The 24,633-nt window shown below is 51.2% G+C and carries 24 protein-coding genes, 1 pseudogene and 1 other annotated feature; all 25 genes and pseudogenes read right to left on the bottom strand.

Annotated elements, in window-relative coordinates:
* Positions 1 to 8: 8 nt before the first annotated feature.
* The gene (gene rplW, locus NSQ80_RS18630; RefSeq protein WP_016310716.1) at positions 9 to 299 is read right to left on the bottom strand and encodes a 50S ribosomal protein L23; all 291 of its coding nucleotides are present in this window, start codon (positions 297 to 299) and stop codon (positions 9 to 11) included.
* The gene (gene rplD / locus NSQ80_RS18635) at positions 299 to 922 is read right to left on the bottom strand and encodes a 50S ribosomal protein L4 (RefSeq protein ID WP_260071425.1); all 624 of its coding nucleotides are present in this window, start codon (positions 920 to 922) and stop codon (positions 299 to 301) included. Before rplD ends, rplW begins: the two co-directional genes overlap by 1 nt.
* 28 nt (positions 923 to 950) lie before the next feature.
* Positions 951 to 1,574 (bottom strand): 50S ribosomal protein L3, encoded by a 624-nt coding sequence (gene rplC / locus NSQ80_RS18640; protein ID WP_009226638.1) that lies wholly within the window; start codon positions 1,572 to 1,574, stop codon positions 951 to 953.
* A gap of 45 nt (positions 1,575 to 1,619) precedes the next feature.
* Entirely contained in the window at positions 1,620 to 1,928 is a 309-nt protein-coding gene (rpsJ, locus tag NSQ80_RS18645) for a 30S ribosomal protein S10 (protein WP_009226637.1), read from the bottom strand.
* Positions 1,929 to 2,187: 259 nt separating this feature from the next.
* Positions 2,188 to 3,378, bottom strand: a complete 1,191-nt coding sequence (tuf, locus tag NSQ80_RS18650) for an elongation factor Tu (RefSeq protein ID WP_260071424.1) — start codon at positions 3,376 to 3,378, stop codon at positions 2,188 to 2,190.
* Between the two features lie 83 nt (positions 3,379 to 3,461).
* Positions 3,462 to 5,540, bottom strand: a complete 2,079-nt coding sequence (gene fusA, locus NSQ80_RS18655; RefSeq protein ID WP_339300313.1) for an elongation factor G — start codon at positions 5,538 to 5,540, stop codon at positions 3,462 to 3,464.
* 47 nt (positions 5,541 to 5,587) lie between these two features.
* Positions 5,588 to 6,058, bottom strand: a complete 471-nt coding sequence (rpsG, locus tag NSQ80_RS18660; protein WP_009226634.1) for a 30S ribosomal protein S7 — start codon at positions 6,056 to 6,058, stop codon at positions 5,588 to 5,590.
* A gap of 235 nt (positions 6,059 to 6,293) precedes the next feature.
* Positions 6,294 to 6,713 (bottom strand): 30S ribosomal protein S12, encoded by a 420-nt coding sequence (gene rpsL / locus NSQ80_RS18665; RefSeq protein ID WP_009226633.1) that lies wholly within the window; start codon positions 6,711 to 6,713, stop codon positions 6,294 to 6,296.
* A 144-nt stretch (positions 6,714 to 6,857) separates the two neighbouring features.
* A complete protein-coding gene (locus tag NSQ80_RS18670) occupies positions 6,858 to 7,109 on the bottom strand; it encodes a ribosomal L7Ae/L30e/S12e/Gadd45 family protein (RefSeq protein WP_028539488.1) in 252 nt (83 codons plus the stop codon).
* A gap of 175 nt (positions 7,110 to 7,284) precedes the next feature.
* Positions 7,285 to 10,899, bottom strand: coding sequence for a DNA-directed RNA polymerase subunit beta' (gene rpoC, locus NSQ80_RS18675; RefSeq protein WP_028539487.1), 3,615 nt, complete (start codon positions 10,897 to 10,899; stop codon positions 7,285 to 7,287).
* A gap of 45 nt (positions 10,900 to 10,944) precedes the next feature.
* Complete coding sequence (gene rpoB / locus NSQ80_RS18680; protein WP_036646406.1) at positions 10,945 to 14,490, bottom strand: DNA-directed RNA polymerase subunit beta; 3,546 nt, start codon at positions 14,488 to 14,490, stop codon at positions 10,945 to 10,947.
* 325 nt (positions 14,491 to 14,815) lie between these two features.
* On the bottom strand, positions 14,816 to 15,421 hold the full coding sequence (locus NSQ80_RS18685) for a class I SAM-dependent methyltransferase (protein ID WP_260071421.1): 606 nt from the start codon (positions 15,419 to 15,421) through the stop codon (positions 14,816 to 14,818).
* Between the two features lie 145 nt (positions 15,422 to 15,566).
* Positions 15,567 to 15,935, bottom strand: coding sequence for a 50S ribosomal protein L7/L12 (gene rplL / locus NSQ80_RS18690; RefSeq protein ID WP_009226628.1), 369 nt, complete (start codon positions 15,933 to 15,935; stop codon positions 15,567 to 15,569).
* Positions 15,936 to 16,002: 67 nt separating this feature from the next.
* Positions 16,003 to 16,506 (bottom strand): 50S ribosomal protein L10, encoded by a 504-nt coding sequence (rplJ, locus tag NSQ80_RS18695; protein ID WP_016310706.1) that lies wholly within the window; start codon positions 16,504 to 16,506, stop codon positions 16,003 to 16,005.
* Between the two features lie 44 nt (positions 16,507 to 16,550).
* Positions 16,551 to 16,704, bottom strand: a sequence feature (ribosomal protein L10 leader region).
* An 81-nt stretch (positions 16,705 to 16,785) separates the two neighbouring features.
* Positions 16,786 to 17,478, bottom strand: a complete 693-nt coding sequence (gene rplA, locus NSQ80_RS18700) for a 50S ribosomal protein L1 (protein WP_009226626.1) — start codon at positions 17,476 to 17,478, stop codon at positions 16,786 to 16,788.
* A gap of 149 nt (positions 17,479 to 17,627) precedes the next feature.
* Positions 17,628 to 18,053, bottom strand: a complete 426-nt coding sequence (gene rplK, locus NSQ80_RS18705) for a 50S ribosomal protein L11 (protein WP_036646403.1) — start codon at positions 18,051 to 18,053, stop codon at positions 17,628 to 17,630.
* Positions 18,054 to 18,144: 91 nt separating this feature from the next.
* On the bottom strand, positions 18,145 to 18,678 hold the full coding sequence (nusG, locus tag NSQ80_RS18710; protein WP_009226624.1) for a transcription termination/antitermination protein NusG: 534 nt from the start codon (positions 18,676 to 18,678) through the stop codon (positions 18,145 to 18,147).
* A 23-nt stretch (positions 18,679 to 18,701) separates the two neighbouring features.
* Positions 18,702 to 18,893 carry a preprotein translocase subunit SecE gene (gene secE / locus NSQ80_RS18715; protein WP_009226623.1) on the bottom strand — a complete coding sequence of 64 codons (192 nt, stop codon included), beginning with the start codon at positions 18,891 to 18,893 and terminating at the stop codon, positions 18,702 to 18,704.
* A gap of 21 nt (positions 18,894 to 18,914) precedes the next feature.
* The gene (gene rpmG, locus NSQ80_RS18720) at positions 18,915 to 19,064 is read right to left on the bottom strand and encodes a 50S ribosomal protein L33 (RefSeq protein ID WP_009226622.1); all 150 of its coding nucleotides are present in this window, start codon (positions 19,062 to 19,064) and stop codon (positions 18,915 to 18,917) included.
* Between the two features lie 404 nt (positions 19,065 to 19,468).
* The gene (gene sigH / locus NSQ80_RS18725) at positions 19,469 to 20,122 is read right to left on the bottom strand and encodes an RNA polymerase sporulation sigma factor SigH (protein WP_339300323.1); all 654 of its coding nucleotides are present in this window, start codon (positions 20,120 to 20,122) and stop codon (positions 19,469 to 19,471) included.
* Between the two features lie 158 nt (positions 20,123 to 20,280).
* Entirely contained in the window at positions 20,281 to 20,802 is a 522-nt protein-coding gene (locus NSQ80_RS18730; protein WP_016310701.1) for an NYN domain-containing protein, read from the bottom strand.
* 4 nt (positions 20,803 to 20,806) lie between these two features.
* The gene (gene rlmB, locus NSQ80_RS18735; RefSeq protein WP_009226619.1) at positions 20,807 to 21,559 is read right to left on the bottom strand and encodes a 23S rRNA (guanosine(2251)-2'-O)-methyltransferase RlmB; all 753 of its coding nucleotides are present in this window, start codon (positions 21,557 to 21,559) and stop codon (positions 20,807 to 20,809) included.
* A 31-nt stretch (positions 21,560 to 21,590) separates the two neighbouring features.
* Positions 21,591 to 22,004 (bottom strand): annotated as a pseudogene (locus NSQ80_RS18740) (Mini-ribonuclease 3); the annotation flags it as partial.
* A gap of 206 nt (positions 22,005 to 22,210) precedes the next feature.
* Positions 22,211 to 23,617 (bottom strand): cysteine--tRNA ligase, encoded by a 1,407-nt coding sequence (cysS, locus tag NSQ80_RS18745; protein ID WP_009226617.1) that lies wholly within the window; start codon positions 23,615 to 23,617, stop codon positions 22,211 to 22,213.
* A gap of 323 nt (positions 23,618 to 23,940) precedes the next feature.
* The gene (gene cysE, locus NSQ80_RS18750) at positions 23,941 to 24,600 is read right to left on the bottom strand and encodes a serine O-acetyltransferase (RefSeq protein ID WP_036646399.1); all 660 of its coding nucleotides are present in this window, start codon (positions 24,598 to 24,600) and stop codon (positions 23,941 to 23,943) included.
* Positions 24,601 to 24,633 lie beyond the last annotated feature (33 nt).

Below are 24,633 nucleotides of genomic sequence, written 5' to 3' on the forward strand. Positions count from 1 at the left end.
AAGCGATTTTATACCGATTCAAAAAATTGGAGCGGCTTGCTTTCAGGTGTTAATGTAACAAACGCTTTTTTCCATTCTGGAGTGTATCCGGAGTAGCGTCCGTAACGTTTCAACTTCCCGGGAACACGCAGGGTGTTTACGTTCTTCACCTTCACGCCGAAAATCGACTCAACTGCTTGTTTGATTTCCGTTTTGTTCGCGCGAATGTCTACTTCAAAGACATATTTCAGGTCGTTCATATATTCCGTGGAACGTTCCGTAATCACCGGGCGTTTGATAATATCGCGAGGATCCTTCATTACGCGAGCACCTCCTCTACCTTCTGAACCGCTTCTTTCGTAATGATCAGTTTGTCGTGCGTCAGCACGTCAAGAACATTAATGCCGTCTGCTGCCACGAACTTCACGCCTGGAATGTTACGAGCGGAAAGCGCAATGTTGTCGTCATAGTTAGGAGCTACAACCAGAGCTTTACGTTCCACTTTCAGGTTATTCAAGATCGCTGCAAATTCTTTCGTTTTTGGAGCATTCATCGCAAGGGCATCCAATACGATGATGTCCTGATCGATCACTTTCGACGAAAGCGCCGATTTGATCGCCAAACGACGAACTTTCTTAGGCAGTTTATAGGAATAGCTGCGCGGAGTTGGTCCGAATACCGTACCGCCGCCTTTCCATTGAGGAGCGCGGATCGAACCTTGGCGTGCACGACCTGTACCTTTTTGTTTCCAAGGTTTACGGCCGCCGCCACGAACTTCGGAGCGTCCTTTAACTTTGTGCGTACCGAAACGCAGGGAAGCACGTTGCATCACTACAGCTTCATGAAGAACATGAGTATTCGGCTCAATTCCGAATACGGCATCGTTCAATTCTACTTCGCCCACTTGGCTACCGCTAATATTGAAAAGTGCTACTTTTGGCATTTGTTGTTCCTCCTTTCCTGAGGGTTAATTATTTCTTAGTAGTTTGTTTTACTTTAACGAAGCTGTTTTTCGGTCCAGGAATGGAACCTTTCACGAGCAAGACATTGCGTTCTGCATCGACTTTAACAACTTCAAGGTTTTGAATCGTTACAGTTTCATGCCCCATATGTCCAGGCAGGTTTTTACCTTTAAATACGCGGTTTGCTGCGATGGAACCCATGGAACCAGGTCTACGATGGTAACGGGAACCGTGAGCCATCGGGCCGCGGCTTTGTCCCCAGCGTTTGATTACGCCTTGGAACCCTTTACCTTTCGAAATACCTGTTACGTCAACAAATTCGCCTTCAGCAAAAATATCGACTTTGACCTCTTGGCCAACCTCGTATCCTGCCAAATCAACACCGCGAATTTCGCGAACGTAGCGCTTAGGCGTTGTGCCTGCTTTCTTTGCATGCCCAACTTCTGGCTTGTTAGCTCTAGCTTCCTTCTTATCGGAGTAGCCAAGCTGAATCGCTTCGTAACCGTCGTTCTCCAGGTCTTTCTTCTGCAGAACTACGTTAGAGCTAGCCTCAATCACCGTTACAGGAATGACATTCCCTTCCGGAGTAAACACTTGAGTCATACCAAGTTTCTTCCCTAAGATACCTTTCATGTTGACACCTCTTTTCCTTTCCTGGTTACCTTACAATAGTAGGTATTACAATTTAATTTCGATATCTACACCGGACGGCAGGTCCAAGCGCATCAAGGCATCCACAGTTTGTGGAGTCGGGTTCACAATGTCGATCAGACGCTTATGCGTACGTTGTTCGAATTGTTCCCGGGAATCCTTGTACTTGTGCACCGCACGGAGAATAGTAATCACTTGTTTCTCAGTTGGCAACGGGATCGGCCCGGATACGCCTGCACCCGAACGTTTTGCCGTTTCAACGATTTTCTCTGCGGATTGATCAAGAATTCTGTGGTCGTAAGCTTTCAAACGAATACGAATTTTTTGCTTTGCCATTTTAGTCCCTCCTTCTATCGCCCAATTTAGTATCGGACATACTCCGTGGAAATTTTCTGGCCACCCTCCCATGGCAAAGGGGCCGGGTGTGTCAGTAACCTCCCACATCATCGCAACGTCACAGAACAACATTCACTATTATATAGAAAAGGTAGGCGGAATGCAAGTATAATTCGCAAATTTTCATTCCCTAAATAAAGTAAAAGAGCTGCACTCCGAAATCGGAGAGCAGCTCCTTCTATCAGGCGGTTAAGCCTTCTTATTTGTTGATGGAAACAACGGCACCGGATCCAACTGTACGGCCGCCTTCACGGATGGAGAAGCGAGTTCCTTCTTCGATCGCGATCGGGGAGATCAGTTGAACGGTAACTTCGATGTTGTCGCCAGGCATAACCATTTCAGTTCCTTCTGGCAGGTTGATGATGCCAGTTACGTCCGTTGTACGGAAGTAGAACTGAGGACGGTAGCCGGAGAAGAACGGCTTATGGCGTCCGCCTTCTTCTTTCGTCAATACGTATACTTGAGCGGTGAACTCAGTATGCGGGTTAACGGTAGCTGGTTTAGCCAATACTTGACCGCGTTCGATTTCTTTACGGTCAATACCGCGAAGCAGAGCACCGATGTTGTCGCCCGCTTGAGCGGAGTCGAGCAACTTACGGAACATTTCAACGCCGGTAACGACGGATTTTTTCGTTTCTTCAACGATACCCACGATTTCAACTTCGTCGCCGACTTTAACCGTACCGCGTTCTACACGGCCAGTAGCAACTGTACCGCGGCCAGTGATCGAGAATACGTCCTCGACAGGCATCAGGAACGGTTTGTCGATTGGGCGCTCAGGCAGCGGAATGTACTCGTCGATCACTTCGAACATTTCGATGATCTTTTGAGCCCATTCGCCTTCTGGGTTTTGCAGAGCTTCACGAGCGGAACCGCGGATGATTGGAGTGTCGTCGCCTGGGAACTCGTATTCGTTCAGCAGGTCGCGAACTTCCATTTCAACCAGTTCAAGCAACTCTTCGTCTTCAACCATGTCGCATTTGTTCAAGAATACAACGATGTAAGGAACACCTACGTTACGGGACAGCAGGATGTGTTCGCGAGTTTGCGGCATTGGGCCGTCAGCTGCGGATACAACCAGGATAGCGCCGTCCATTTGAGCAGCACCGGTGATCATGTTTTTAACATAGTCGGCGTGCCCTGGGCAGTCAACGTGTGCGTAGTGGCGGTTGTTCGTTTCGTACTCAACGTGTGCCGTCGAGATTGTGATACCGCGTTCGCGTTCTTCTGGAGCTTTGTCGATTTGGTCGAAAGCTACGGCTGCACCGCCGTATTTTTTGGACAATACAGTCGTGATGGCCGCAGTCAGAGTTGTTTTACCATGGTCGACGTGACCAATCGTACCGATATTAACGTGCGGTTTTGTACGTTCGTATTTAGCCTTTGCCATTTTAAACAGTTCCTCCTTAAAATATGGATTGTTATGTGTGACCGATCAAAGGAGTATGCCCTTCGATCGGCAAATACATTAAATTATTCGGCCCCTTTATGCTTGGACACGATTTCTTCAGCGATGTTCTTCGGAACTTCTTCATAGTGGGAGAGTTCCATCGAGAACACGCCGCGTCCTTGTGTACCGGAGCGAAGGGTCGTCGAGTAACCGAACATTTCGGAGAGAGGCACTTTCGCACGGATAATTTGCGCACCACCACGGGAATCCATACCTTCGATACGGCCACGGCGAGAGTTCAGCATACCCATAACGTCACCCATGTACTCCTCAGGTACCGTTACTTCAACTTTCATGATTGGCTCAAGCAGAACAGGTTGACATTTGTCTTTAGCTGCTTTCAGAGCCATCGAACCAGCGATCTTAAACGCCATTTCACTGGAGTCGACGTCATGGTAGGAACCATCGACGATCGTCGCTTTTACGTCAACAACCGGGAAGCCAGCAAGAACACCGTTCTGCATTGCTTCTTCGATACCTTGTTGAGCAGGTCCGATGTATTCTTTAGGAACAGCACCGCCGACGATTCTGCTGTCGAATTGGTTACCTGTACCTGGTTCGAGCGGTTCAAATTCAACCCAGACGTGACCGTATTGACCACGACCACCGGACTGACGTACGAACTTACCTTCAACGCGAGCCGGAACACGGAACGTTTCACGATAAGCAACCTGAGGTTTACCTACGTTCGTTTCTACTTTGAATTCACGACGCATCCGATCGATGATGATATCCAGGTGAAGCTCACCCATACCTGCAAGGATCGTTTGTCCCGTTTCTTCATCTGTATGTGCACGAAGCGTTGGGTCTTCTTCCGTCAGCTTCGCAAGTGCAACGCCCATTTTGTCTTGGTCGGCTTTTGTCTTCGGTTCAACCGCGATTTCGATAACTGGTTCTGGGAAGTTCATCGATTCAAGAATAACCGGTGCCTTCTCATCACACAGTGTATCACCTGTCCCGGTGTCTTTCAAACCTACAGCTGCAGCAATGTCACCGGCGTAAACTTCGTTGATTTCTTGACGGTGGTTTGCGTGCATTTGCAGGATCCGGCCGATCCGTTCGCGTTTACCTTTCGTTGCATTCAGCACGTAGGAACCGGATTGCAGAATACCGGAGTATACGCGGAAGAACGTCAGTTTACCCACGTAAGGGTCGGTCATGATTTTAAATGCCAATGCCGCGAACGGCTCTTCATCAGAAGAGTGACGTTCAACTTCTGTACCATCTTCCAGATGACCTTTGATGCTTGGTACATCAACTGGGGATGGCAAGTAATCGATGACGGCATCCAGCATCAGCTGAACCCCTTTATTACGGTAGGAAGAACCGCAGATAACTGGGAAGATTTTAACTTCACATACGCCCTTACGAAGCGCTGCTTTAAGTTCTTCAACGGTGATTTCCTCGCCTTCGAGGTATTTCATCGTCAATTCTTCGTCCAGTTCAGCAACTTTCTCTACCAATTCCGCACGAAGCTCTTCAACTTGTGCAGCGTATTCAGCAGGGATTTCTACTTCATCGATTTGTTGTCCCAGATCGTCTCTGTACATATACGCTTTTTGAGCGACAATGTCGATGATCCCGACAAAATCATTTTCTGCACCGATTGGCAGTTGGATAGCAACTGCATTCGCTTGCAGACGATCGCGCATATCCTTAACGACGTTCAGGAAGTCTGCACCGATGATATCCATTTTGTTGACGTAGGCGATCCGAGGGACACCATAGCGGTCAGCCTGTCTCCATACGGTTTCAGACTGCGGCTCAACGCCTTCCTTCGCACTAAACACGCCTACAGCCCCGTCCAATACACGCAGGGAACGTTCGACTTCAACAGTGAAGTCGACGTGTCCCGGGGTATCGATGATATTTACGCGGTGACCTTTCCATTGAGCGGTCGTCGCAGCGGATGTAATCGTGATTCCGCGCTCTTGTTCTTGTTCCATCCAGTCCATCGTTGCCGCACCTTCGTGAACTTCCCCGATTTTGTGCGTACGACCTGTGTAGAACAAGATCCGTTCCGTCGTGGTTGTCTTACCGGCGTCAATATGCGCCATGATCCCGATATTACGTGTATTTTTCAAGGAGAACTCTCTTGCCATGAATCTGTCTCCCTTCAAAATATAAATTTTGAAATACGGGCGTTATCCTACCAACGGTAGTGCGCGAACGCTTTGTTCGCTTCCGCCATTTTATGCGTATCTTCACGTTTCTTAACGGAAGCGCCTGTGTTGTTGGATGCGTCGATGATCTCGGCAGCCAAACGTTCTTCCATTGTCTTCTCACCGCGAGTGCGGGAATAGTTTACGAGCCAACGTAATCCCAAGGATGTACGTCTCTCTGGTTTAACCTCGATCGGAACTTGGTAGTTTGCACCGCCGACACGACGAGCTTTAACTTCCAGTACAGGCATAATATTTTTGATCGCTGCTTCAAATACTTCCATCGGGTCATTCCCCGTACGTTCACGGATGATGTCGAACGCATTGTAAAGGATGCTTTGAGCAACGCCGCGTTTACCGTCGAGCATGATGCGGTTGATCAAGCGAGTAACCAATTTGCTGTTATACACTGGATCTGGCAACACATCTCTCTTAGCAACTGGACCTTTGCGTGGCATAGTTTGTTATCCCCCTTTCAGTAAAAATTCAATCCTAGTAGTAGTTGTTCAAAAACCGTCTTTTGATCACCATGCACATCATGATGCTGGTTCGACTTCGAATCTTGAATTCAGCCGGACCTTCCGTTGCTCACGTAGAACTGTCTACGCTCCGCTACTCAGTCCCTAGCTTCATCCAACCTCCTCGGTGCTGAAAACCCGATTTTTGAACTCCCATTTAAAATTCCAAGCGATCTTATTTCTTCGCTTTCGGACGTTTCGCGCCGTATTTGGAACGAGCTTGCATACGGTTGTTAACCCCAGCCGTATCCAAGGCACCGCGCACGATATGATAACGGACACCCGGAAGGTCTTTGACCCGGCCGCCGCGAATCAGTACAACGCTGTGCTCTTGCAGGTTGTGTCCGATACCCGGAATGTAAGCCGTCACCTCTACACGGTTCGTCAAGCGAACACGGGCATATTTACGAAGCGCGGAGTTCGGTTTCTTCGGAGTCATCGTACCTACACGAGTGCAGACGCCGCGTTTTTGCGGAGAGCTCAAATCCGTAGCTTCACGTTTCAGAGCGTTAAACCCTCTTTGCAACGCTGGCGATTTGGATTTGTACACCTTATCTTGGCGTCCTTTACGTACTAATTGGTTAATTGTTGGCATGTTGTTGCCACCCCCTTCCTCAGAGTTCAAAATTCCATTTACAAACCACTTGTTTAAGCCCACAGACCCAGGCGGCTCATAAAAGAACAAAGGAAATGTTTTTGCCAAAGAGTTCCCCTCATTAGCAAAAACATTTTCGATCAACTATGACTTTACGATCACAGCCATCGCCGCTCCTACTTCAATCCCACAAGCCTTGCCGAGATTCGCCATTGTATCTACAAAGGTGACTTTCACGGCATGTTGGTTGCATAAGGCGACGATCCTTGACGTAAGGCGTGGATCTGCATTCTCAGCAACATAAACTTCCTCGGCCCGTCCAAGTTCAACCATTCGCATAGTCTGCTTGGTGCCGACTTTAATCGGTGCGTCCCGTAGTCCTTTATCATTAGACATCATAACGTCCTCCAAAGCACAGGGTTATCCGTACTCACGCACTATGATATAGTATCACTCCGCTATAGTTGGTGTCAAGCGAAATATTCAGCGGAATTTTCATAGAAAAATAAACCCGGCGCACCCCGGATCAAACTCGCTTCAGGGGCGCGCCGGCTTATCTTTACCTTCGTCGTTATTCGACCGAAACAGGTTCCAAGCTTTCTTCCGTAACTTCATCTTGTTCCGGCTCTTCGAATTGAATGTTGCGGTAGCGACTCATGCCGGTACCGGCCGGAATCAACTTACCGATAATGACATTCTCTTTCAAGCCGAGCAGCTTGTCGACTTTGCCTTTGATGGCAGCGTCGGTAAGCACCCGCGTAGTTTCCTGGAAGGAAGCCGCGGACAAGAAGGAGTCGGTTTCCAGCGACGCTTTCGTAATCCCGAGCAGGACTGGTTTAGCCACTGCCGGCTCTTTGCCAGACAGAATCGCTTCTTTGTTGGCCGTTTCATACTCATGCAGGTCAACGAATGATCCTGGCAGAAGTGGTGTATCGCCGGCATCCACGATCCGAATCTTGCGCAGCATCTGGCGAATCATGACCTCAACGTGCTTGTCGTTGATTTCTACGCCTTGGTTCCGGTATACGCGTTGTACTTCCTGCAGAATGTAGTTCTGTACACCGCGAATCCCTTTGATGCGCAAAATTTCTTTCGGGTCGATGGAACCATCCGTCAGTTCATCGCCGGCCTCGATCTCGTCGCCTTCGCTAACGCGCAGACGAGAACCGTAAGTGACGGAGTATACTTTCGTTTCCGCTTCGCCTTGAACCTCGATTTCGCGACGGTCCTTCGCTTCGCGGATTTCTTTGATTACGCCGTCAATCTCACTGATCGTTGCTTGACCTTTCGGATTCCGAGCTTCGAAGAGCTCCTGAATCCGCGGAAGACCTTGGGTAATATCGTCACCCGCAACGCCCCCGGTATGGAACGTACGCATGGTGAGCTGGGTCCCTGGTTCACCGATCGATTGAGCTGCGATGATACCGACAGCTTCCCCAATCTCCACGTGTTTACCCGTAGCCAGGTTGCGTCCGTAGCACTTCTTGCACACGCCATGACGGGCGCGGCAGCTGAGCACGGAGCGGATTTGCAGCTTCGTAATTCCTGCGTTGACGATTTCATGCGCTTTGTCGGAATCGATCAGCTCGTTCCGGTGAATGATGATCTCGCCGGTTTCCGGATGGCGCACCGTTTCGAACGAGTAACGGCCTTCAATCCGGTCGTACAGATTTTCGATCACTTCTTTACCGTCTTGGATAACGCCAACGGTAAAGCCTTTATCCGTACCGCAATCCTCTTCGCGTACGATGACGTCTTGGGCCACGTCGACGAGACGACGGGTCAAGTAACCGGAGTCCGCAGTCCGCAACGCGGTATCCGCCAGACCTTTCCGGGCACCGTGCGTCGAAATAAAGTATTCCAAGACCGTGAGGCCTTCGCGGAAGTTCGATTTGATCGGCAATTCGATGATCCGGCCCGCCGGGTTCGCCATCAGGCCGCGCATACCGCCCAGCTGGGTGATCTGCGATTTGTTACCCCGCGCTTTAGAGTCGACCATCATCATGATGGAATTGTAGCGATCCATCGACTTCATCAGGATGTCGGTAATTTGATCCTTACACTTGGACCAGATATCGATAACGCGGTCGTAACGCTCTTCGTTGGTGATCAGACCGCGGCGGTATTGGTTGGTAACAACCCGTACCTTCTCCTCGGATTCCCGAAGGATTTCTTGCTTTTCCTTCGGAACAATAACGTCCGCCACCGCAATACTTACGCCGGCACGCGTGGAGTAAGTAAAGCCGGTTTGCTTGATTCTGTCCAGAATAACGGAGGTTTCCGTCGTTTGGTAGATTTCGAAGCAGCGGCCGATGATTTCGCCGAGGTATTCTTTGCCCACACCGCCTGGTTGCGGTGCAGCCATGATCCGTTCCACAACATTGGCGCCCTTCTCATAAATAAAGTAATGATCCGGAGTGCCTTGGAACAGGTTCGCACGTGTTGGTTCATTAATATATGGGAAGCTGGCCGGGAAAATCTCGTTGAAAATAATTTTACCAACGGTCGTAATCAGCAAAGCGTTTTGCTGTGCTTCCGTAAAGCTGGTTTTGCCCAGCGCTTTCGCCGGAATGGCTACCCGTGCATGCAACGAAGCGGTGCCGCGTTGATAAGCCGATACGGCTTCATTAACCGAAGACAGGATCATACCGGTACCTTTGGCTTCCTTGTTATCCATGGTCAGATAGTAGGAGCCGAGGACCATATCCTGCGAAGGCGTAACGACCGGTTTACCGTCTTTCGGGTTCAGGATGTTACCGGACGCCAGCATCAGGATGCGGGCTTCCGCCTGAGCTTCCGCGGACAACGGTACGTGCACGGCCATCTGGTCACCGTCGAAGTCAGCGTTGTACGCCGTACATACGAGTGGATGCAGACGGATAGCGCGACCTTCCACAAGAATTGGTTCGAACGCCTGAATCCCGAGACGGTGAAGCGTAGGAGCACGGTTCAACAGAACCGGATGCTCTTTAATAACTTCCTCAAGAACATCCCAAACTTCTGGGCTTACACGTTCTACTTTGCGTTTTGCACTCTTAATGTTATGGGCCAGACCTTTGTTAACCAGTTCTTTCATAACGAAAGGCTTGAACAGTTCCAGCGCCATTTCTTTTGGCAAACCGCATTGGTACATTTTCAAATATGGACCTACGACGATAACGGAACGACCGGAGTAGTCAACCCGTTTACCGAGCAGGTTCTGCCGGAAACGACCTTGTTTCCCTTTGAGCATGTGGCTCAAAGATTTCAGCGGACGGTTACCCGGACCTGTTACGGGACGACCGCGGCGACCGTTGTCGATCAAGGCGTCAACGGCTTCCTGAAGCATCCGTTTCTCGTTCTGTACGATGATGTCCGGCGCGCCAAGGTCAAGCAGACGTTTCAACCGGTTGTTCCGGTTGATGACGCGGCGGTACAGATCGTTCAAGTCGGACGTCGCGAAACGGCCGCCATCGAGTTGAACCATCGGACGCAATTCCGGCGGAATAACCGGAAGCACGTCGAGGATCATCCACTCCGGCTGGTTGCCGGAGCTTTTGAACGCTTCGATGACTTCCAAACGTTTGATTGCACGGTTGCGGCGTTGACCTTGAGCCGTGCGCAATTCTTCTTTCAGGAATTCCAGCTCTTTGTCGATATCGAGATCCTGAAGCAGCTTCTTCACGGCTTCCGCACCCATACCGGCTTGGAATCCGTATCCGTATTTCTCACGGTAGCTGCGATATTCTTTCTCGGACAAAAGCTGCTTTTTCTCCAGCGGCGTTTCGCCTGGATCGGTTACGACATAAGATGCAAAATAAATAATCTCTTCCAGGGAACGCGGCGACATGTCGAGCGCAAGACCCATCCGGCTCGGAATCCCTTTGAAATACCAAATGTGGGATACCGGAGCAGCCAACTCGATATGCCCCATCCGTTCGCGGCGTACTTTCGCGCGAGTGACCTCAACGCCGCAGCGATCGCAGACAACGCCTTTGTAGCGAACGCGTTTATATTTACCGCAATGACATTCCCAGTCTTTGGTCGGGCCAAAAATCTTTTCGCAGAACAGCCCTTCCTTCTCTGGCTTCAACGTGCGGTAGTTGATCGTTTCCGGTTTCTTTACTTCTCCGCGGGACCAAGAACGAATTTTATCTGGGGAAGCAAGCCCAATTTTCATAAACTCGAAGTTGTTGACGTCCAACAAGGAGCATCCCTCCTTAACCAAGTCCTGATTTGACTGTATAACGCTCTATTCTACGCCGACTTCTGCGCCTTCCAGATTGAGACTGAGCTTGTCGCCCGACGCATCGTCCTCGTCGTCGATTTCTTTCATCTCGATCTCTTCTTCGTTTTCGGTCAAGATCTTGACGTCCATACCCAAGCTTTGCAGCTCTTTGATCAAGACCTTAAACGATTCAGGCACGCCCGGTTCAGGCACGTTTTCCCCTTTAACGATGGATTCGTAGGTTTTCACCCGACCCACCACGTCATCCGATTTGACGGTAAGAATCTCTTGCAGCGTATAAGCAGCACCGTAAGCTTCGAGCGCCCATACTTCCATCTCCCCGAAACGCTGACCACCGAACTGAGCTTTACCACCCAGCGGCTGCTGCGTAACGAGCGAGTAAGGACCTGTCGAGCGAGCATGGATCTTATCGTCAACCATGTGCGCCAGCTTGATCATGTGCATGACACCAACGGTAACTTCACGTTCAAACGGTTCACCTGTGCGGCCATCGTACAGGATCGTTTTACCGTTCCGCTGCATGCCGGCTTCTTCCATCGTATCGAATACGTCTTCTTCATTGGCGCCGTCGAATACTGGCGTTGCCACGTGAATCCCCATCTGCAGGGCGGCCATACCCAAGTGAATCTCCAGCACCTGCCCGATGTTCATCCGCGAAGGTACGCCCAGCGGATTCAGGACAACCTGTACCGGCGTTCCGTCTGGCATAAATGGCATATCTTCTTCCGGCAAAATCCGAGCCACGACCCCTTTGTTACCATGGCGTCCGGCCATCTTGTCGCCTTCGGAGATTTTCCGTTTCTGCGCAATGTACACCCGAACGAGCTGATTAACGCCTGGCGGCAATTCGTCGCCGTTCTCGCGGGTAAACACCTTCACGTCAACAACAATCCCGTCGGTACCGTGAGGTACACGCAGGGAAGTATCACGAACTTCGCGAGCTTTCTCACCAAAGATGGCGTGCAGCAAGCGCTCTTCTGCCGTCAGTTCCGTTACGCCCTTAGGCGTTACTTTACCAACCAGGATGTCGCCGGCAGCAATTTCCGCACCAACGCGGATAATACCGCGTTCATCCAGATTACGCAGCGCTTCTTCGCCGACGTTCGGGATGTCGCGAGTAATTTCTTCCGGTCCCAGCTTCGTGTCGCGGGCTTCGGATTCGTATTCCTCGATATGGATCGAAGTATATACGTCTTCCTTCACCAGCTTCTCGCTCAGCAGGATCGCATCCTCGTAGTTGTAACCTTCCCAAGTCATAAAGGCAACGACCACGTTGCGGCCCAGTGCCAATTCGCCCAGTTCCGTCGATGGACCGTCCGCCAGGATGTCACCCTTCTTAACAATGTCGCCCCGTTTGACGATCGGACGTTGGTTAATACAGGTTCCTTGGTTAGAACGCATAAATTTGTGCAACTTATATTTCACAAGGTCGCCTTTGACTTCTTTCCCGTCTACGACTTCGATACGGCGAAGCCAAATTTGGTTCGCTTCCGACCGTTCGATGATCCCGTCATATTTCGACACGATGCAGACGCCGGAGTCTTTCGCAGCCTTGTGTTCCATCCCCGTACCAACAAGCGGAGCTTTAGGAACAAGCAACGGCACCGCTTGACGCTGCATGTTCGAACCCATGAGCGCACGGTTAGAGTCGTCGTTCTCCAAGAATGGAATCAGCGCTGTAGCGACGGATACAACCTGTTTCGGCGAAATATCCATGTAGTCTACGCGGCTGCTTGGCATCGTCAAGATGTTATCCGATTGCTTGTTGTAACGAACGATGACGAACTCGTCTTCGAACTTGTTGTCTGGCGTCAGCTTCGCGTTCGCTTGCGCAATGACATAGTTGTCTTCTTCGTCGGCCGTCAGGTAGGTCACTTGATCCGTAACGGTTCCCGTCTTCGGATCAACCCATCGATACGGCGCTTCGATGAAGCCATACTCATTGATTCGCGCATAAGTAGACAGGGAGTTGATCAAACCGATGTTCGGACCTTCCGGCGTTTCGATCGGACACATCCGGCCATAGTGGGACGGGTGAACGTCACGCACTTCCATGCCGGCACGTTCCCGAGTCAAACCGCCTGGACCGAGCGCAGACAAACGGCGTTTGTGCGTCAGTTCAGCGAGCGGGTTCGTTTGGTCCATAAACTGAGACAGCTGCGAGCTGCCGAAGAACTCTTTGATCGATGCGATGACAGGACGGATATTTATGAGCGCCTGCGGCGTAATCACGTTCGCATCCTGAATCGACATTCTTTCGCGCACGACACGTTCCATCCGGGACAAGCCGATGCGGAACTGGTTCTGCAGAAGCTCACCCACGGAGCGCAGACGACGGTTACCCAAATGGTCAATATCGTCCGTGCTGCCGATGCCGTGCAGCAAATTGATAAAATAGCTGATCGAAGAAATAATATCAGCAGGTGTAATATGTTTCACCGATTTATCGATATTACGGTTGGCAATCACCTTAACCACTTTACCGTCTTCAATCGGGGAGAATACGTCGATAGTTTGCAGCGGCACATCATCTACGTCAAGGACGCCGCCGGCAACATGGTAGTTCTTGAAGCCAACGCCGTTCTCAAGGTACGGTAAAATTTCATCCAGCAAGCGGCGGTCAACCATTTGACCGGCTTCGGCGATAATTTCACCCGTCGTCGTATCAATCAGCGTCTCAGCAAGACGTTGGTTGAATAAGCGATTCTTGATGTGCAGCTTTTTATTGATTTTATAACGACCGACATTCGCCAGATCGTAACGTTTTGGATCGAAGAAGCGCGCTACCAGCAAGCTCTTCGCATTCTCAAGCGTCGGCGGTTCACCCGGACGCAAACGTTCATAGATCTCGATCAAGGCTTTCTCTGTCGAATCCGTATTGTCTTTATCCAGCGTATTGCGGATATACTCGTCGTTGCCGAGCAAATCCAAAATTTCCGCATCGGTTCCGAAGCCAAGCGCACGCAGCAACACGGTTACCGGAATTTTGCGGGTGCGGTCGATCCGCACGTAGATAATATCTTTCGCATCCGTCTCCAACTCGAGCCAAGCGCCGCGGTTAGGGATAACGGTTGCGGTGTACATTTTCTTACCGTTCTTATCCACTTTCGTACTGAAATAGACGCTAGGAGAGCGAACCAACTGGCTGACAATAACCCGTTCCGCACCGTTAATAATAAACGTACCGGTTTCGGTCATCAGCGGGAAATCTCCCATGAACACTTCCTGCTCTTTGACTTCGCCGGTTTCCTTATTAATGAGCCGGACTTTTACCCGAAGCGGCGCCGCATAGGTAACGTCGCGTTCTTTCGCGTCATCCACCGTATACTTCGGTTCGCCCAGGCTGTAATCGATAAACTCCAACACCAGATTTCCGGTGAAATCCTGAATTGGCGAGATATCTTGGAACATTTCCCGAAGACCTTCTTCCAAGAACCACTCATAGGATTTCTGTTGGATTTCGATCAGGTTCGGTACTTCGAGTATCTCGTTAATTCGCGCATAACTACGCCGAGTGCGTCGACCATATTGAACAAGATGTCCTGCCAACTTAAACTCACCCCTCATGTCTACTCACTTAAAAATACATTGCGAACCCGTGTTTGTGCCCTTATAATAGACCCATACGGATTCATCCACAAATAAAGAAAAGCCCTTATCGAATGCTTTCGAAAAAAGAGCATCATTTATCCGTGTCTGTTTCTGCTCTGATGTCCTCATAATCATTAGTTTATCCAAAATGTGCATATTATACGTAGAACGACACATTTTTATGCATTGTTCCCGTAAAACTATTGACATTTCAGCAAACTAAAGCCACAGAGGGCATCCTAATGCTGACATTTTATAATAATAACATATCGGATTTGTCAAGTCAACCTTCGTCTTTAACCGCCCGATAAATGCGGTACCCCTTGTCCTTGGTCACTTCCACCACTCGGGAAAACAGCGACTCCAACTTCTCCTTCGCCGACGGCGCCCCTTGTTTCTTCTGAATAACCACCCATAACGATCCTCCAGAACGCAACCGTTCATAGGCACCTTCAAAAATGGCATGCACCGTAGCTTTACCAGCCCGAATCGGCGGATTGGTCAACACCACGTCGAACTTCCGATTCTCTATCGCCGAGAACAAATCGCTTTCCAACACGGTGACGTTGTTCACACCGTTCGCAGCAGCATTCTCTTTCGCTAATTCAACAGCCCGGGAGTTCACATCGATCATCGTCACATGACCCTTGGTCGCCAGCCTCGCCGCTGCCAGTCCGATCGGTCCATATCCGCAGCCTACATCCAGTACCTCCGCATCCTCTGGAATATCCATGGCTTCAATTAAGGTACGACTGCCGAAGTCAACGCCTCCCTTAGCAAAAACGCCGGCATCGCTGACGAAGCGGTAGCTTTGCCCCCGCAACACTGTATCCCAGGTTTTCCGATCATGCGCCGCATTCGGTTGGCTTGCGTAGTAGTGATCCGCCATGTTTTCTTGTTTCCCTCCATTAGCATCTAGTCATCTATCTGTACTCGTCCCCTATTATATCCATTTCCACATATTCATGTAAGGGGAGAAAGGCAACAAACCCCTTGAATCAAATTCAAGGGGTTTGTGATCGAGAAACAAGCTACTACTTCAGTTCTACAGTTGCGCCTGCTTCTTCCAGTTTTGCTTTGATGCTGTCTGCTTCTTCTTTGCCTACTTTTTCTTTCAGCGGTTTTGGAGCGTTGTCAACCAGGTCTTTGGCTTCTTTCAAGCCGAGGCCAGTGATTTCGCGAACCACTTTGATAACGTTGATTTTGGAAGCACCAGCGTTAGTCAGGATTACGTCGAATTCGGATTGTTCTTCAGCTGCGCCGCCGCCAGCTGCACCGCCGCCAGCTACAACAACCGGAGCTGCTGCAGTTACGCCGAATTCTTCTTCGATTGCTTTAACGAGATCGTTCAGTTCAAGAACGGTCATACCTTTGATTGCTTCCAAGATTGCTTCTTTACTCATGGTAGAACCTCCATTATATAATAGTTTGTTTGTTGCGAATCAGATAACTTGCATCCGCAAGGCTAACTTACGCGCTTGCTTCTTCTTTCTCGGCAACGGCTTTGACAGCCAGTGCGAAGTTGCGAACAGGTGCTTGAAGTACGCTGAGGAGCATCGAAAGCAGACCTTCGCGGGAAGGAAGATCCGCGAGCGCTTTGATTTGGTCGACGCCAACAACACGGCCTTCAACCACGCCACCTTTAACTTTCAGAGCATCGTTCTTCTTGGCGAATTCGCTCAAGATTTTCGCTGGAGCTACTGCATCTTCCTTACTGAACGCGATGGCCGTAGGACCGGTCAACACTTCGTCCAGCTCGGTCAATTCTGCAGCAGCCGTAGCGCGGCGAATGAGCGTGTTCTTCAGCACTTGGAATTCCACGCCAGCTTCACGAAGCTGTTTGCGGAGTTCGGTAACTTGAGCAACATTCAATCCGCGATAATCCGCAACGACGGTCGTTGCGCTTTCGCGCAATTTGGACGTTACAGCTTCAACGGCTTCTTGTTTTGCTTGAATGACTTTTGCGTTTGCCAAACTGCACACCTCCTATTAGATTCATGAGCCTCTTGCTACTTCCGCAAGGCATTGAAAAAAGCCTCCGCAGAATCACGAAGGCTTTGATGGATCATCCGCACACAGCCCAGCTGTGTACAGCGACGTTCTATCACAACACCTCGGTAGGAAATTAAGCCTCACGGCACCTACTGTCTACGGTAAGCATATTCATATTTAAGTCTCACTTCAAAACAACTGTTTCAGTATACCAAGGCGACACCGTGGTGTCAATCCCCGTTCCGTCAAGAACGAAAGGTATTATCTGTAAGCAGCTGTATTTACGCGAGCGCTTGGGCCCATGGTCGAAGAAATCGCGATATTCTTCAAGTAAACGCCCTTCGCAGCGGCCGGTTTAGCCCGGTTCAATGCGTCGATGAGAGCCTTGAGGTTCTCATTCAATTGTTCGGCAGTAAAGGATACTTTACCGATTGGCGCATGAATTTGACCCGCTTTGTCCAGACGGTACTCGATTTTACCGGCTTTGATTTCTTGAACGGCTTTCGCTACGTCAAACGTAACTGTGCCTGCTTTCGGGTTAGGCATAAGGCCTTTACCACCGAGCAGACGGCCGAGTTTACCAACTTCGCTCATCATGTCCGGTGTAGCTACGCAGACATCGAACTCGAACCAGCCTTGTTGGATTTTGTTGATCATGTCTTGATCGCCGACGAAATCTGCTCCGGCTGCTTCTGCTTCCTTCGCTTTGTCGCCTTTGGCGAATACCAATACGCGTTGGGTTTTGCCCGTGCCATGCGGCAGAACAACGACACCACGAACGGCTTGGTCTTGTTTACGAGGGTCTACGCCCAAACGAACTGCAGCTTCAACGGTTTCGTCGAATTTTGCAGTCGCTGCCTTCTTCACCAGTTCAACGGCTTCCAAAGGCTCATACGTCGCTTCGCTGTCAATCAGCTTAGCGGCTTCCAGGTATTTCTTACCGTGTTTAGCCATGAATTCGTCCTCCTATGTGGTATTAGCGGAAATTCCTCCCACTGTTGATGGGTCATATAAACAAGCTTCGCTCATCTATAAAACTCCATCCGAGGATGAAATTTAATCACGTGAATTCAGATTAAGAAATTTCATCCATTCGACCAAGATTAGTCTTGGATCGCGATGCCCATGCTGCGGGCAGTACCTTCAACCATACGCATAGCCGCTTCAACGGATGCTGCGTTAAGATCAGGCATTTTTTGCTCCGCGATTTGACGAACGGTGTCGCGTTTCACGGTAGCCACTTTCTTCTTGTTCGGTTCGCCAGAACCTTTCTCGATCTTCGCTGCAACACGAAGCAGAACGGCCGCCGGTGGAGTTTTGGTGATGAATGTAAAAGAGCGGTCTTCAAACACCGAAATTTCAACCGGAATGATCAAACCTGCTTGATCGGCAGTACGCGCGTTGAATTCCTTACAGAATGCCATGATGTTGACACCTGCTTGACCCAGCGCCGGACCTACCGGAGGTGCAGGGTTCGCTTTCCCCGCAGGAATTTGCAGTTTTACCACTTTGATAACTTTTTTCGCCATGTAAAACACCTCCTTGCCCTAATAGTGGTAAACGGAAGCCTTGCGGCCCCTCCCACTTTGAAACCCTAAGAAACCTTTAGAAGCTGCAAAATTATATCTTCTCCACCTGAGAGTAATCCAGCTCAAGCGGGGTTTCTCGTCCAAACATGTTGACGTGAACCTTAACCTTGCTCTTGTCGGTCAGAATTTCCTCAATTGAGCCTACAAAATTGGCAAATGGACCAACTTTGATGCGCACATTTTCCTTGAGCTCAAATTCGATGACCGGCTTTGGTTCCTCCATGCCCATATGCGCCAGAATCTGATCCACTTCTTCAGGGAGCAACGGCGTTGGCTTGGAACCGGAACCCGTAGAGCCGACGAACCCGGTGACTCCCGGCGTGTTGCGAACAACATACCAAGAATCGTCGGTTTGGATCATTTCCACCAAGACGTAACCGGGGTAAACTTTACGCATGACAGTCTTCTTCTTACCGTCTTTGTTCACCACTTCTTCTTCCATTGGAACAAGAACGCGGAATATCTTGTCTTCCATGCCCATGGACTCGACGCGTTTTTCCAAATTGGCTTTGACTTTGTTCTCATACCCGGAATAGGTATGAACGACGTACCATCTTTTTTCCATATCAAGCCACCTAGGGACCCTTCTTAAATTATCGCTTCGATCACAGCAGAAATGCCGATGTCCAGAACCCAAAAATAAATCGCGACAACGGTAATTGTACCGAGCACAATCAGCGTATAATTAGTCAGCTCTTTACGATTAGGCCAGCGAACCTTTTTAAGCTCAGCCCAGCTCTCAGAGAAAAAAGAAAACAACGACTTGAAACTACGTTTCATGCGCGACTACACCTCCAAGGACTATCTGGTTTCGCGATGAGGAACTTGCTCGTTGCAGAACTTGCAATATTTCTTCATCTCCATGCGGTCGGGGTGGTTACGCTTGTTTTTCGTTGTCGTGTAGTTTCTTTGTTTGCAATTCGTACAAGCCAACGTAATTATTACCCGCATGATGTGCACCTCCCGAAGACATTCTTTAATGAGCTGTCTCTATATTGACCTAAAATCGAATGTTCGCCACCTAAAAAAGGGAAACACAAAATTAGGCCTACCTAAAACACTTTATCATATGGCACAACCCGTGTCAACGAGGCATCCTGCTAATGCTCTACGATTATTTACAGTATAGCTCACGATTTTGGAAGATAAACCCTGGGGAGAGAAATCGATGGGGACAACCCTTCAGCAAAGTGAAGGAGAAAAAGCATATGTATCAAGCGAATCCGTGCGGCTTCGCCTCCGGTGGGGGAAGTAAAGAACCGTGTCGTCGTGGTAAAAAAAGGGTTCCCTGCAACCAGGTCACCCTTGGGTCTGCTTATTGAATGGTATGTAGCGTTATGATGAAAAGAATAAGTTCAGATACCGCCGTCGCGAACTTCCAGATAACGCTCCAGCTTGCGCTTGACGCGCTGCAGGGCGTTGTCGATCGATTTGACGTGGCGATTCAAATCCACCGCGATCTCCTGATAGGACTTTCCGTCCAAATACAGCATAAGCACTTTGCGCTCCAAATCGCTGAGGATCTCGGACATCTTGTCCTCCAGGCCGGTAAACTCTTCCTGGTTGATGATCAATTCTTCCGGATCGCTCACCTGAGAGCCGCAAATGACGTCGAGCAACGTTCGGTCCGATTCCTCATCGTAGATCGGCTTGTCCAAGGAAACGTACGAATTCAGCGGAATATGCTTCTGCCTCGTTGCCGTCTTGATCGCGGTAATGATCTGGCGCGTAATGCACAGCTCCGCGAACGCTTTGAACGAAGCAAGCTTATCCCCCCGAAAGTCCCGGATCGATTTGTAGAGTCCGATCATGCCTTCCTGTATGATATCTTCGCGGTCGGCACCGATGAGAAAATAAGACCTAGCCTTAGCACGCACGAAGCTCCGATACTTGTTGATCAAGTATTCCAACGCTTCACTGTCGCCTTCCCGAACCGCCTCGACAATGTCTTCGTCACTTTGGATCTCATAGTCAAACCTTACCCATGTATCGAGTTTGACACTCACCACAAATCCCTCCGGCCGCAACGCACGGTTCCCCGTCACTCATTCAAGTAATACGAACAGTATATATGAAGGTGCATACTAGCGTCAACCGCAAAAGTACCAAAAGATGTAAAGTCGAACTTTGTCAAGGGTATATGGTAGTAGAACTCGAGAATGCCCTTTCATTCCCTACGCCATCGTTCAAACAACTGTCTCAGCTCCGGACTTAGCTTGGCATCCAGCGTATTGCGGCTGGAATTGGCGCTGCGCTCAGCGATTTTGGCCTGGATTTCCTTCTCGCTTTGCTCCACCTGGATCAAGAGTTCCCTGGCCGAAATCCGCAGTGCGCCCTGTCCAAAAATCACATGCTGCTCCACCATATCGCTCGTGGCAACATAGATTTGCCGGCGACGGTGGCTCAGCTCGCCGACCAGCCGTTCAATGCATTCGTCCGCCGTTTCCTTCTCCTTGGTGAATACCAGCTCCACCTTGTTTTGGGTATAGGACTTTCCCAGCCCCGGAACCCGATAAGCATCAAAGACGACGATCACCTTTCTCCCGGAAAAAGCTTGATAATCGGCGAGCCGCTCAAGCAGCCTGTCCCTTGCGGCTTGCAGATCCCGCTTGGACAGTTCCGCCAGCTCGGGCCAGCCGCCGATCATATTGTATCCGTCAACCAATAGCACATCGCGCACATCGCGCATGCCTTTATCCTTCAGCGCGTCGTCTGCGCAGCACTTCGTACATAATGACCCCGGCGGCAACCGAGGCGTTCAGGGAATTGAGCCGTCCGTTCATCGGGAGCTTGACCAGGACGTCGCACGTTTCCCGAACGAGGCGTCCCATACCTTTGTTCTCATTGCCGATGACGATCGCCACCGGCCCAGTCAGCACGTTGCCGCTGCGGTACATCTCTTCTTTTGCGCCTACGTCTGTACCAACGATCCATACGCCTGCTTCCTTCAATTGCTCCATGGTCTGAACCAAATTCGTTACTCGTGCCACGGGAACGTACTCCACCGCTCCGGCCGAGGTTTTCGATACGGTGGCAGTCACCGCCGCCGAGCGGCGTTTAGGAATGATCACTCCATGCACCCCGGTACACTCTGCCGTCCGGAGAATCGAGCCCAGATTATGCGGGTCTTCGATCTCGTCCAGAATCAGCAAGAAAGGCGGTTCCCCGCGTTCCTGCGCACGGGCTAGCAAATCGTCCACTTCCGCGTAGGCGTAAGGGGCAACTTGAGCGACCACGCCCTGATGCTGCAAGCCCGGCGCCATTTGGTCCAGCTTGCGCTTGTCCACAAATTGCACGACAATGCCGTGTTTTTTCGCTTCAGCCACGATCGGCTGGGTGAGATGCTTCTGGGCGCCTTCGGCTACCCATATTTTATTGATTGTGCGGCCAGCATGCAGCGCTTCAAGCAGCGAATGCTTGCCGCCAATCCATTCTTGTTCCTCCATCGGAATCCTCCTATGCAATGGTAACGCGTTGTTAGTCACGGTCCCGATTGTCCTCCAAATCGGCAAACCCGTGGGCGATCAACTCGCGGAGGCGGTCATGCGCTCCGGTGTAATACAGATAACCGACCAAGCTCTCAAAAGCGGTGGCAAGGCGGTAATCCTGCACGTTGGCGTTCTTCGGCACCGTGCCGGATTTGGCGTTGCGCCCTTGGCGGACAACGTCTTTCTCTTCTTCTGTGAGCAGCGGCTCGATTCGCTCCAGCAGCCGCGCCTGGGCCTTGGCCGAGACGTACTTCGTCGATTGGCCATGCAGGTGATGGGGCCGCAAGTTCGGGCGGGCCATCACGTGCTGGCGGACGGCGACCTCGTAGACGGCGTCGCCGATGTAGGCGAGGGCGAGCGGCGGCAGCAGCCGAGCCGGCTTGGCGGGCGGATCCGGGAACCAGAGCGCGGCGGGTGCGCCGAGCTCGGGGGCCGCAGGACCGCCCTCTGGGGCGCGCGGCGGCTCGGGAGCCGCGGATTGCGCGGCGGCGCTGGGCGCCTCAGCCGCTAGGTCTGGCCGCGCCGCTGCGGCGGCGTCTTGGCCCGGCCAGACGTCTGTGCCTAGGCCATGCCGGTCGCCTGCGCCGGCCCTTGGCTCATGCGGCCCGCTCATTTGCGCCGCCATCTCATGCCCTGCGGCGTATCTTCGAGCACGATGCCGCGGGCATCCAACAGGTCGCGGATTTCGTCCGCGCGCGCCCAGTTTTTGGCCTTCCGCGCTTCGGCCCGCTCCGCGATCAGCGCCTCGATCTCTTCCCCGGGCAGTTCGGTCTCCGGCGGCAAAGCGATGCGCAGCACGCCGTTCATCTCCTCGAACAACTGCAGCGCCGCTTCCAGATCGCCGCGTACCGTCACCGGCTGCTGCAGCAGCGCATTCACCTCGCTCACCCACTCAAACACCGCCGTAATCGCGTCCGGGGTGTTGAAGTCGTCCTGCATTTTGGCATGGAACAAATTGCGGATCGTTTCCAGCTTCTCTGCCCACTCCGGCGTAACCTTCGTTTCGCCGCCCTGCGGTGCCGTATTCAGCCGATGACGAAGGTTGTTCGCGGCGTTGCTGATCCGTTCCACGCTGCGCTCAGCTTGCTGCATCGTCTCTTCCGAGAAATTCAGCGGATTGCGATAGTGGGTCGACAGCATGAAGTAACGGATCGCTTCCCGTTTATATTGTGCGCGCAAGTCCTTGACAAGTACGCCGTTGCCCAGGGATTTGGACATTTTTTCCCCGTCGATATTGATATATCCGTTATGCATCCAGTATCTGGCCAACGGCTTGCCAGTGGCGGCTTCCGACTGCGCGACTTCGCATTCATGGTGAGGGAACTGCAGGTCCTGGCCCCCGCCGTGAATATCCAGCGTGTCCCCTAGCAGCTGCCGGGACATCGCCGAGCATTCGATATGCCAGCCGGGACGGCCTTCGCCCCATGGGCTGCTCCAATGGATTTCGCCGGGCTTGGCCGCTTTCCAGAGCACGAAATCCTCCGGATGTTCCTTGCGTTCGTCCACGTCGATGCGGATGCCGAACTGCAGCTCGCCGATATTTTGACCGGACAGCTTGCCGTATTCCGGGAATTTGTGCGTACGGAAAAATACGTCCCCGCCGCTTTCATAGGCAAATCCTTTTTGCTCCAGGTCGCGGATAAAGTTGATGATCACATCCATGTTCTCCGTAACCCGCGGATTTGCTGTGGCGCGCGGAATCCCCAGCCCGTCCAGATCCTCGTAATAGGCTTTAATGAACATCTCGGCGACTTCCGGCACGGTGAGGTTCATCTCTTCTGCTTTGCGAATCAGCTTGTCATCTACATCCGTAAAGTTCACGACGTAGTTCACGTCGTATCGCTGATTCTCCAGGTAGCTGCGCACCACATCAAAAAAGATCATCGGCCGCGCATTTCCAATATGAATATAACCGTATACGGTAGGTCCGCAAACATACATCTTCACTTTCCCCGGCGTCAGGCTGACGAACTCTTCCTTCGCCCGGGTGAGGGTGTTATAGATCTGCAATCCCATACTACACTTTCCTTCCCTGTAAGGTTGATTTCTTGTGGTAGTTTTCCAATCGGCTTCCCATCACGATGTATCTCAAAGGGTGGGCTCGGCGTCGAATCGGTCCCCATCGCTAACGGACCTCAGAGACCTTATTGTCTCATTTCCCGGGGATTTCCCGGTTTAACGGACTCCAGCGGCCTTATTCCGCCAAAATCCCATACAGAGCGAGCAATCTTGGGCAAATAACGTCATCTCTGTCCGTTAGGTTTGAGACAGCCCGTATTCCAGTACATTAACGTCTCTAGAGTCCGCTAGATGCGGGAAGCTCGACCGCCAGCACCCGTTCACATCTCCGTCGGCTGCTTCTCGCGCAGCTGTTGCTTGAGCTCTCGAACTTCGCTGCGCAATTGCTCAATCTCACGCTGCATTTCGCGCATCGCGTCGACCACCGGGTCCGGCAGTTGATGGCTGAGCCGGTCCAGACGTTTTCCGTCCTGGCGAACCACTTTCCCCGGGATGCCAACCACGGTGCTGCCGGCAGGTACCTCCTTCAGGACAACCGAGTTCGCTCCAATGTTCGCCTGATCTCCGATCTTAAACGAACCAAGCACCTTCGCCCCGGAACCGATCACAACATTGTTGCCGACGGTTGGATGCCGTTTGCCTTTTTCCTTCCCGCTGCCGCCCAGCGTGACTCCCTGATAGATAACCACATCGTCCCCGATTTCGCAAGTTTCCCCAATGACGACGCCCATGCCATGGTCAATGAACAGCCGATTGCCAATTCGCGCTCCAGGATGGATTTCAATGCCGGTAAAAAAGCGACTGACCTGCGAAATGATGCGTGCCGTCGTATACCAGCGGTGACGATAGAAAAAGTGCGCAATCCGGTGGCTCCAAATCGCATGCAGACCGGAATAGGTAAAGATCACTTCGAACCAGCTGCGTGCCGCCGGGTCGTTGTCGAACACCGCCTGGATATCGGATCGGATTCTCTTGAACATAGTCTTCCCCACCTTCTTTTCCTATCGCAAACA

It is taken from the genome of Paenibacillus sp. FSL K6-2441 (genome assembly GCF_037964765.1).
GTDB lineage: Bacteria > Bacillota > Bacilli > Paenibacillales > Paenibacillaceae > Fontibacillus > Fontibacillus phoenicis.

What these genes read in the sequence shown, in the direction of transcription:
- rplW (WP_016310716.1), bottom strand. Translation starts at nt 299, where the DNA reads ATGAAGGATCCTCGCGATATTATCAAACGCCCGGTGATTACGGAACGT.
- rplD (WP_260071425.1), bottom strand. Translation starts at nt 922, where the DNA reads ATGCCAAAAGTAGCACTTTTCAATATTAGCGGTAGCCAAGTGGGCGAA.
- rplC (WP_009226638.1), bottom strand. Translation starts at nt 1,574, where the DNA reads ATGAAAGGTATCTTAGGGAAGAAACTTGGTATGACTCAAGTGTTTACT.
- rpsJ (WP_009226637.1), bottom strand. Translation starts at nt 1,928, where the DNA reads ATGGCAAAGCAAAAAATTCGTATTCGTTTGAAAGCTTACGACCACAGA.
- tuf (WP_260071424.1), bottom strand. Translation starts at nt 3,378, where the DNA reads ATGGCAAAGGCTAAATACGAACGTACAAAACCGCACGTTAATATCGGT.
- fusA (WP_339300313.1), bottom strand. Translation starts at nt 5,540, where the DNA reads ATGGCAAGAGAGTTCTCCTTGAAAAATACACGTAATATCGGGATCATG.
- rpsG (WP_009226634.1), bottom strand. Translation starts at nt 6,058, where the DNA reads ATGCCACGCAAAGGTCCAGTTGCTAAGAGAGATGTGTTGCCAGATCCA.
- rpsL (WP_009226633.1), bottom strand. Translation starts at nt 6,713, where the DNA reads ATGCCAACAATTAACCAATTAGTACGTAAAGGACGCCAAGATAAGGTG.
- NSQ80_RS18670 (WP_028539488.1), bottom strand. Translation starts at nt 7,109, where the DNA reads ATGTCTAATGATAAAGGACTACGGGACGCACCGATTAAAGTCGGCACC.
- NSQ80_RS18685 (WP_260071421.1), bottom strand. Translation starts at nt 15,421, where the DNA reads ATGGCGGATCACTACTACGCAAGCCAACCGAATGCGGCGCATGATCGG.
- rplL (WP_009226628.1), bottom strand. Translation starts at nt 15,935, where the DNA reads ATGAGTAAAGAAGCAATCTTGGAAGCAATCAAAGGTATGACCGTTCTT.
- rplA (WP_009226626.1), bottom strand. Translation starts at nt 17,478, where the DNA reads ATGGCTAAACACGGTAAGAAATACCTGGAAGCCGCTAAGCTGATTGAC.
- rplK (WP_036646403.1), bottom strand. Translation starts at nt 18,053, where the DNA reads ATGGCGAAAAAAGTTATCAAAGTGGTAAAACTGCAAATTCCTGCGGGG.
- nusG (WP_009226624.1), bottom strand. Translation starts at nt 18,678, where the DNA reads ATGGAAAAAAGATGGTACGTCGTTCATACCTATTCCGGGTATGAGAAC.
- secE (WP_009226623.1), bottom strand. Translation starts at nt 18,893, where the DNA reads ATGAAACGTAGTTTCAAGTCGTTGTTTTCTTTTTTCTCTGAGAGCTGG.
- rpmG (WP_009226622.1), bottom strand. Translation starts at nt 19,064, where the DNA reads ATGCGGGTAATAATTACGTTGGCTTGTACGAATTGCAAACAAAGAAAC.
- NSQ80_RS18730 (WP_016310701.1), bottom strand. Translation starts at nt 20,802, where the DNA reads ATGCGCGATGTGCGCGATGTGCTATTGGTTGACGGATACAATATGATC.
- rlmB (WP_009226619.1), bottom strand. Translation starts at nt 21,559, where the DNA reads ATGGAGGAACAAGAATGGATTGGCGGCAAGCATTCGCTGCTTGAAGCG.
- cysS (WP_009226617.1), bottom strand. Translation starts at nt 23,617, where the DNA reads ATGGGATTGCAGATCTATAACACCCTCACCCGGGCGAAGGAAGAGTTC.
- cysE (WP_036646399.1), bottom strand. Translation starts at nt 24,600, where the DNA reads ATGTTCAAGAGAATCCGATCCGATATCCAGGCGGTGTTCGACAACGAC.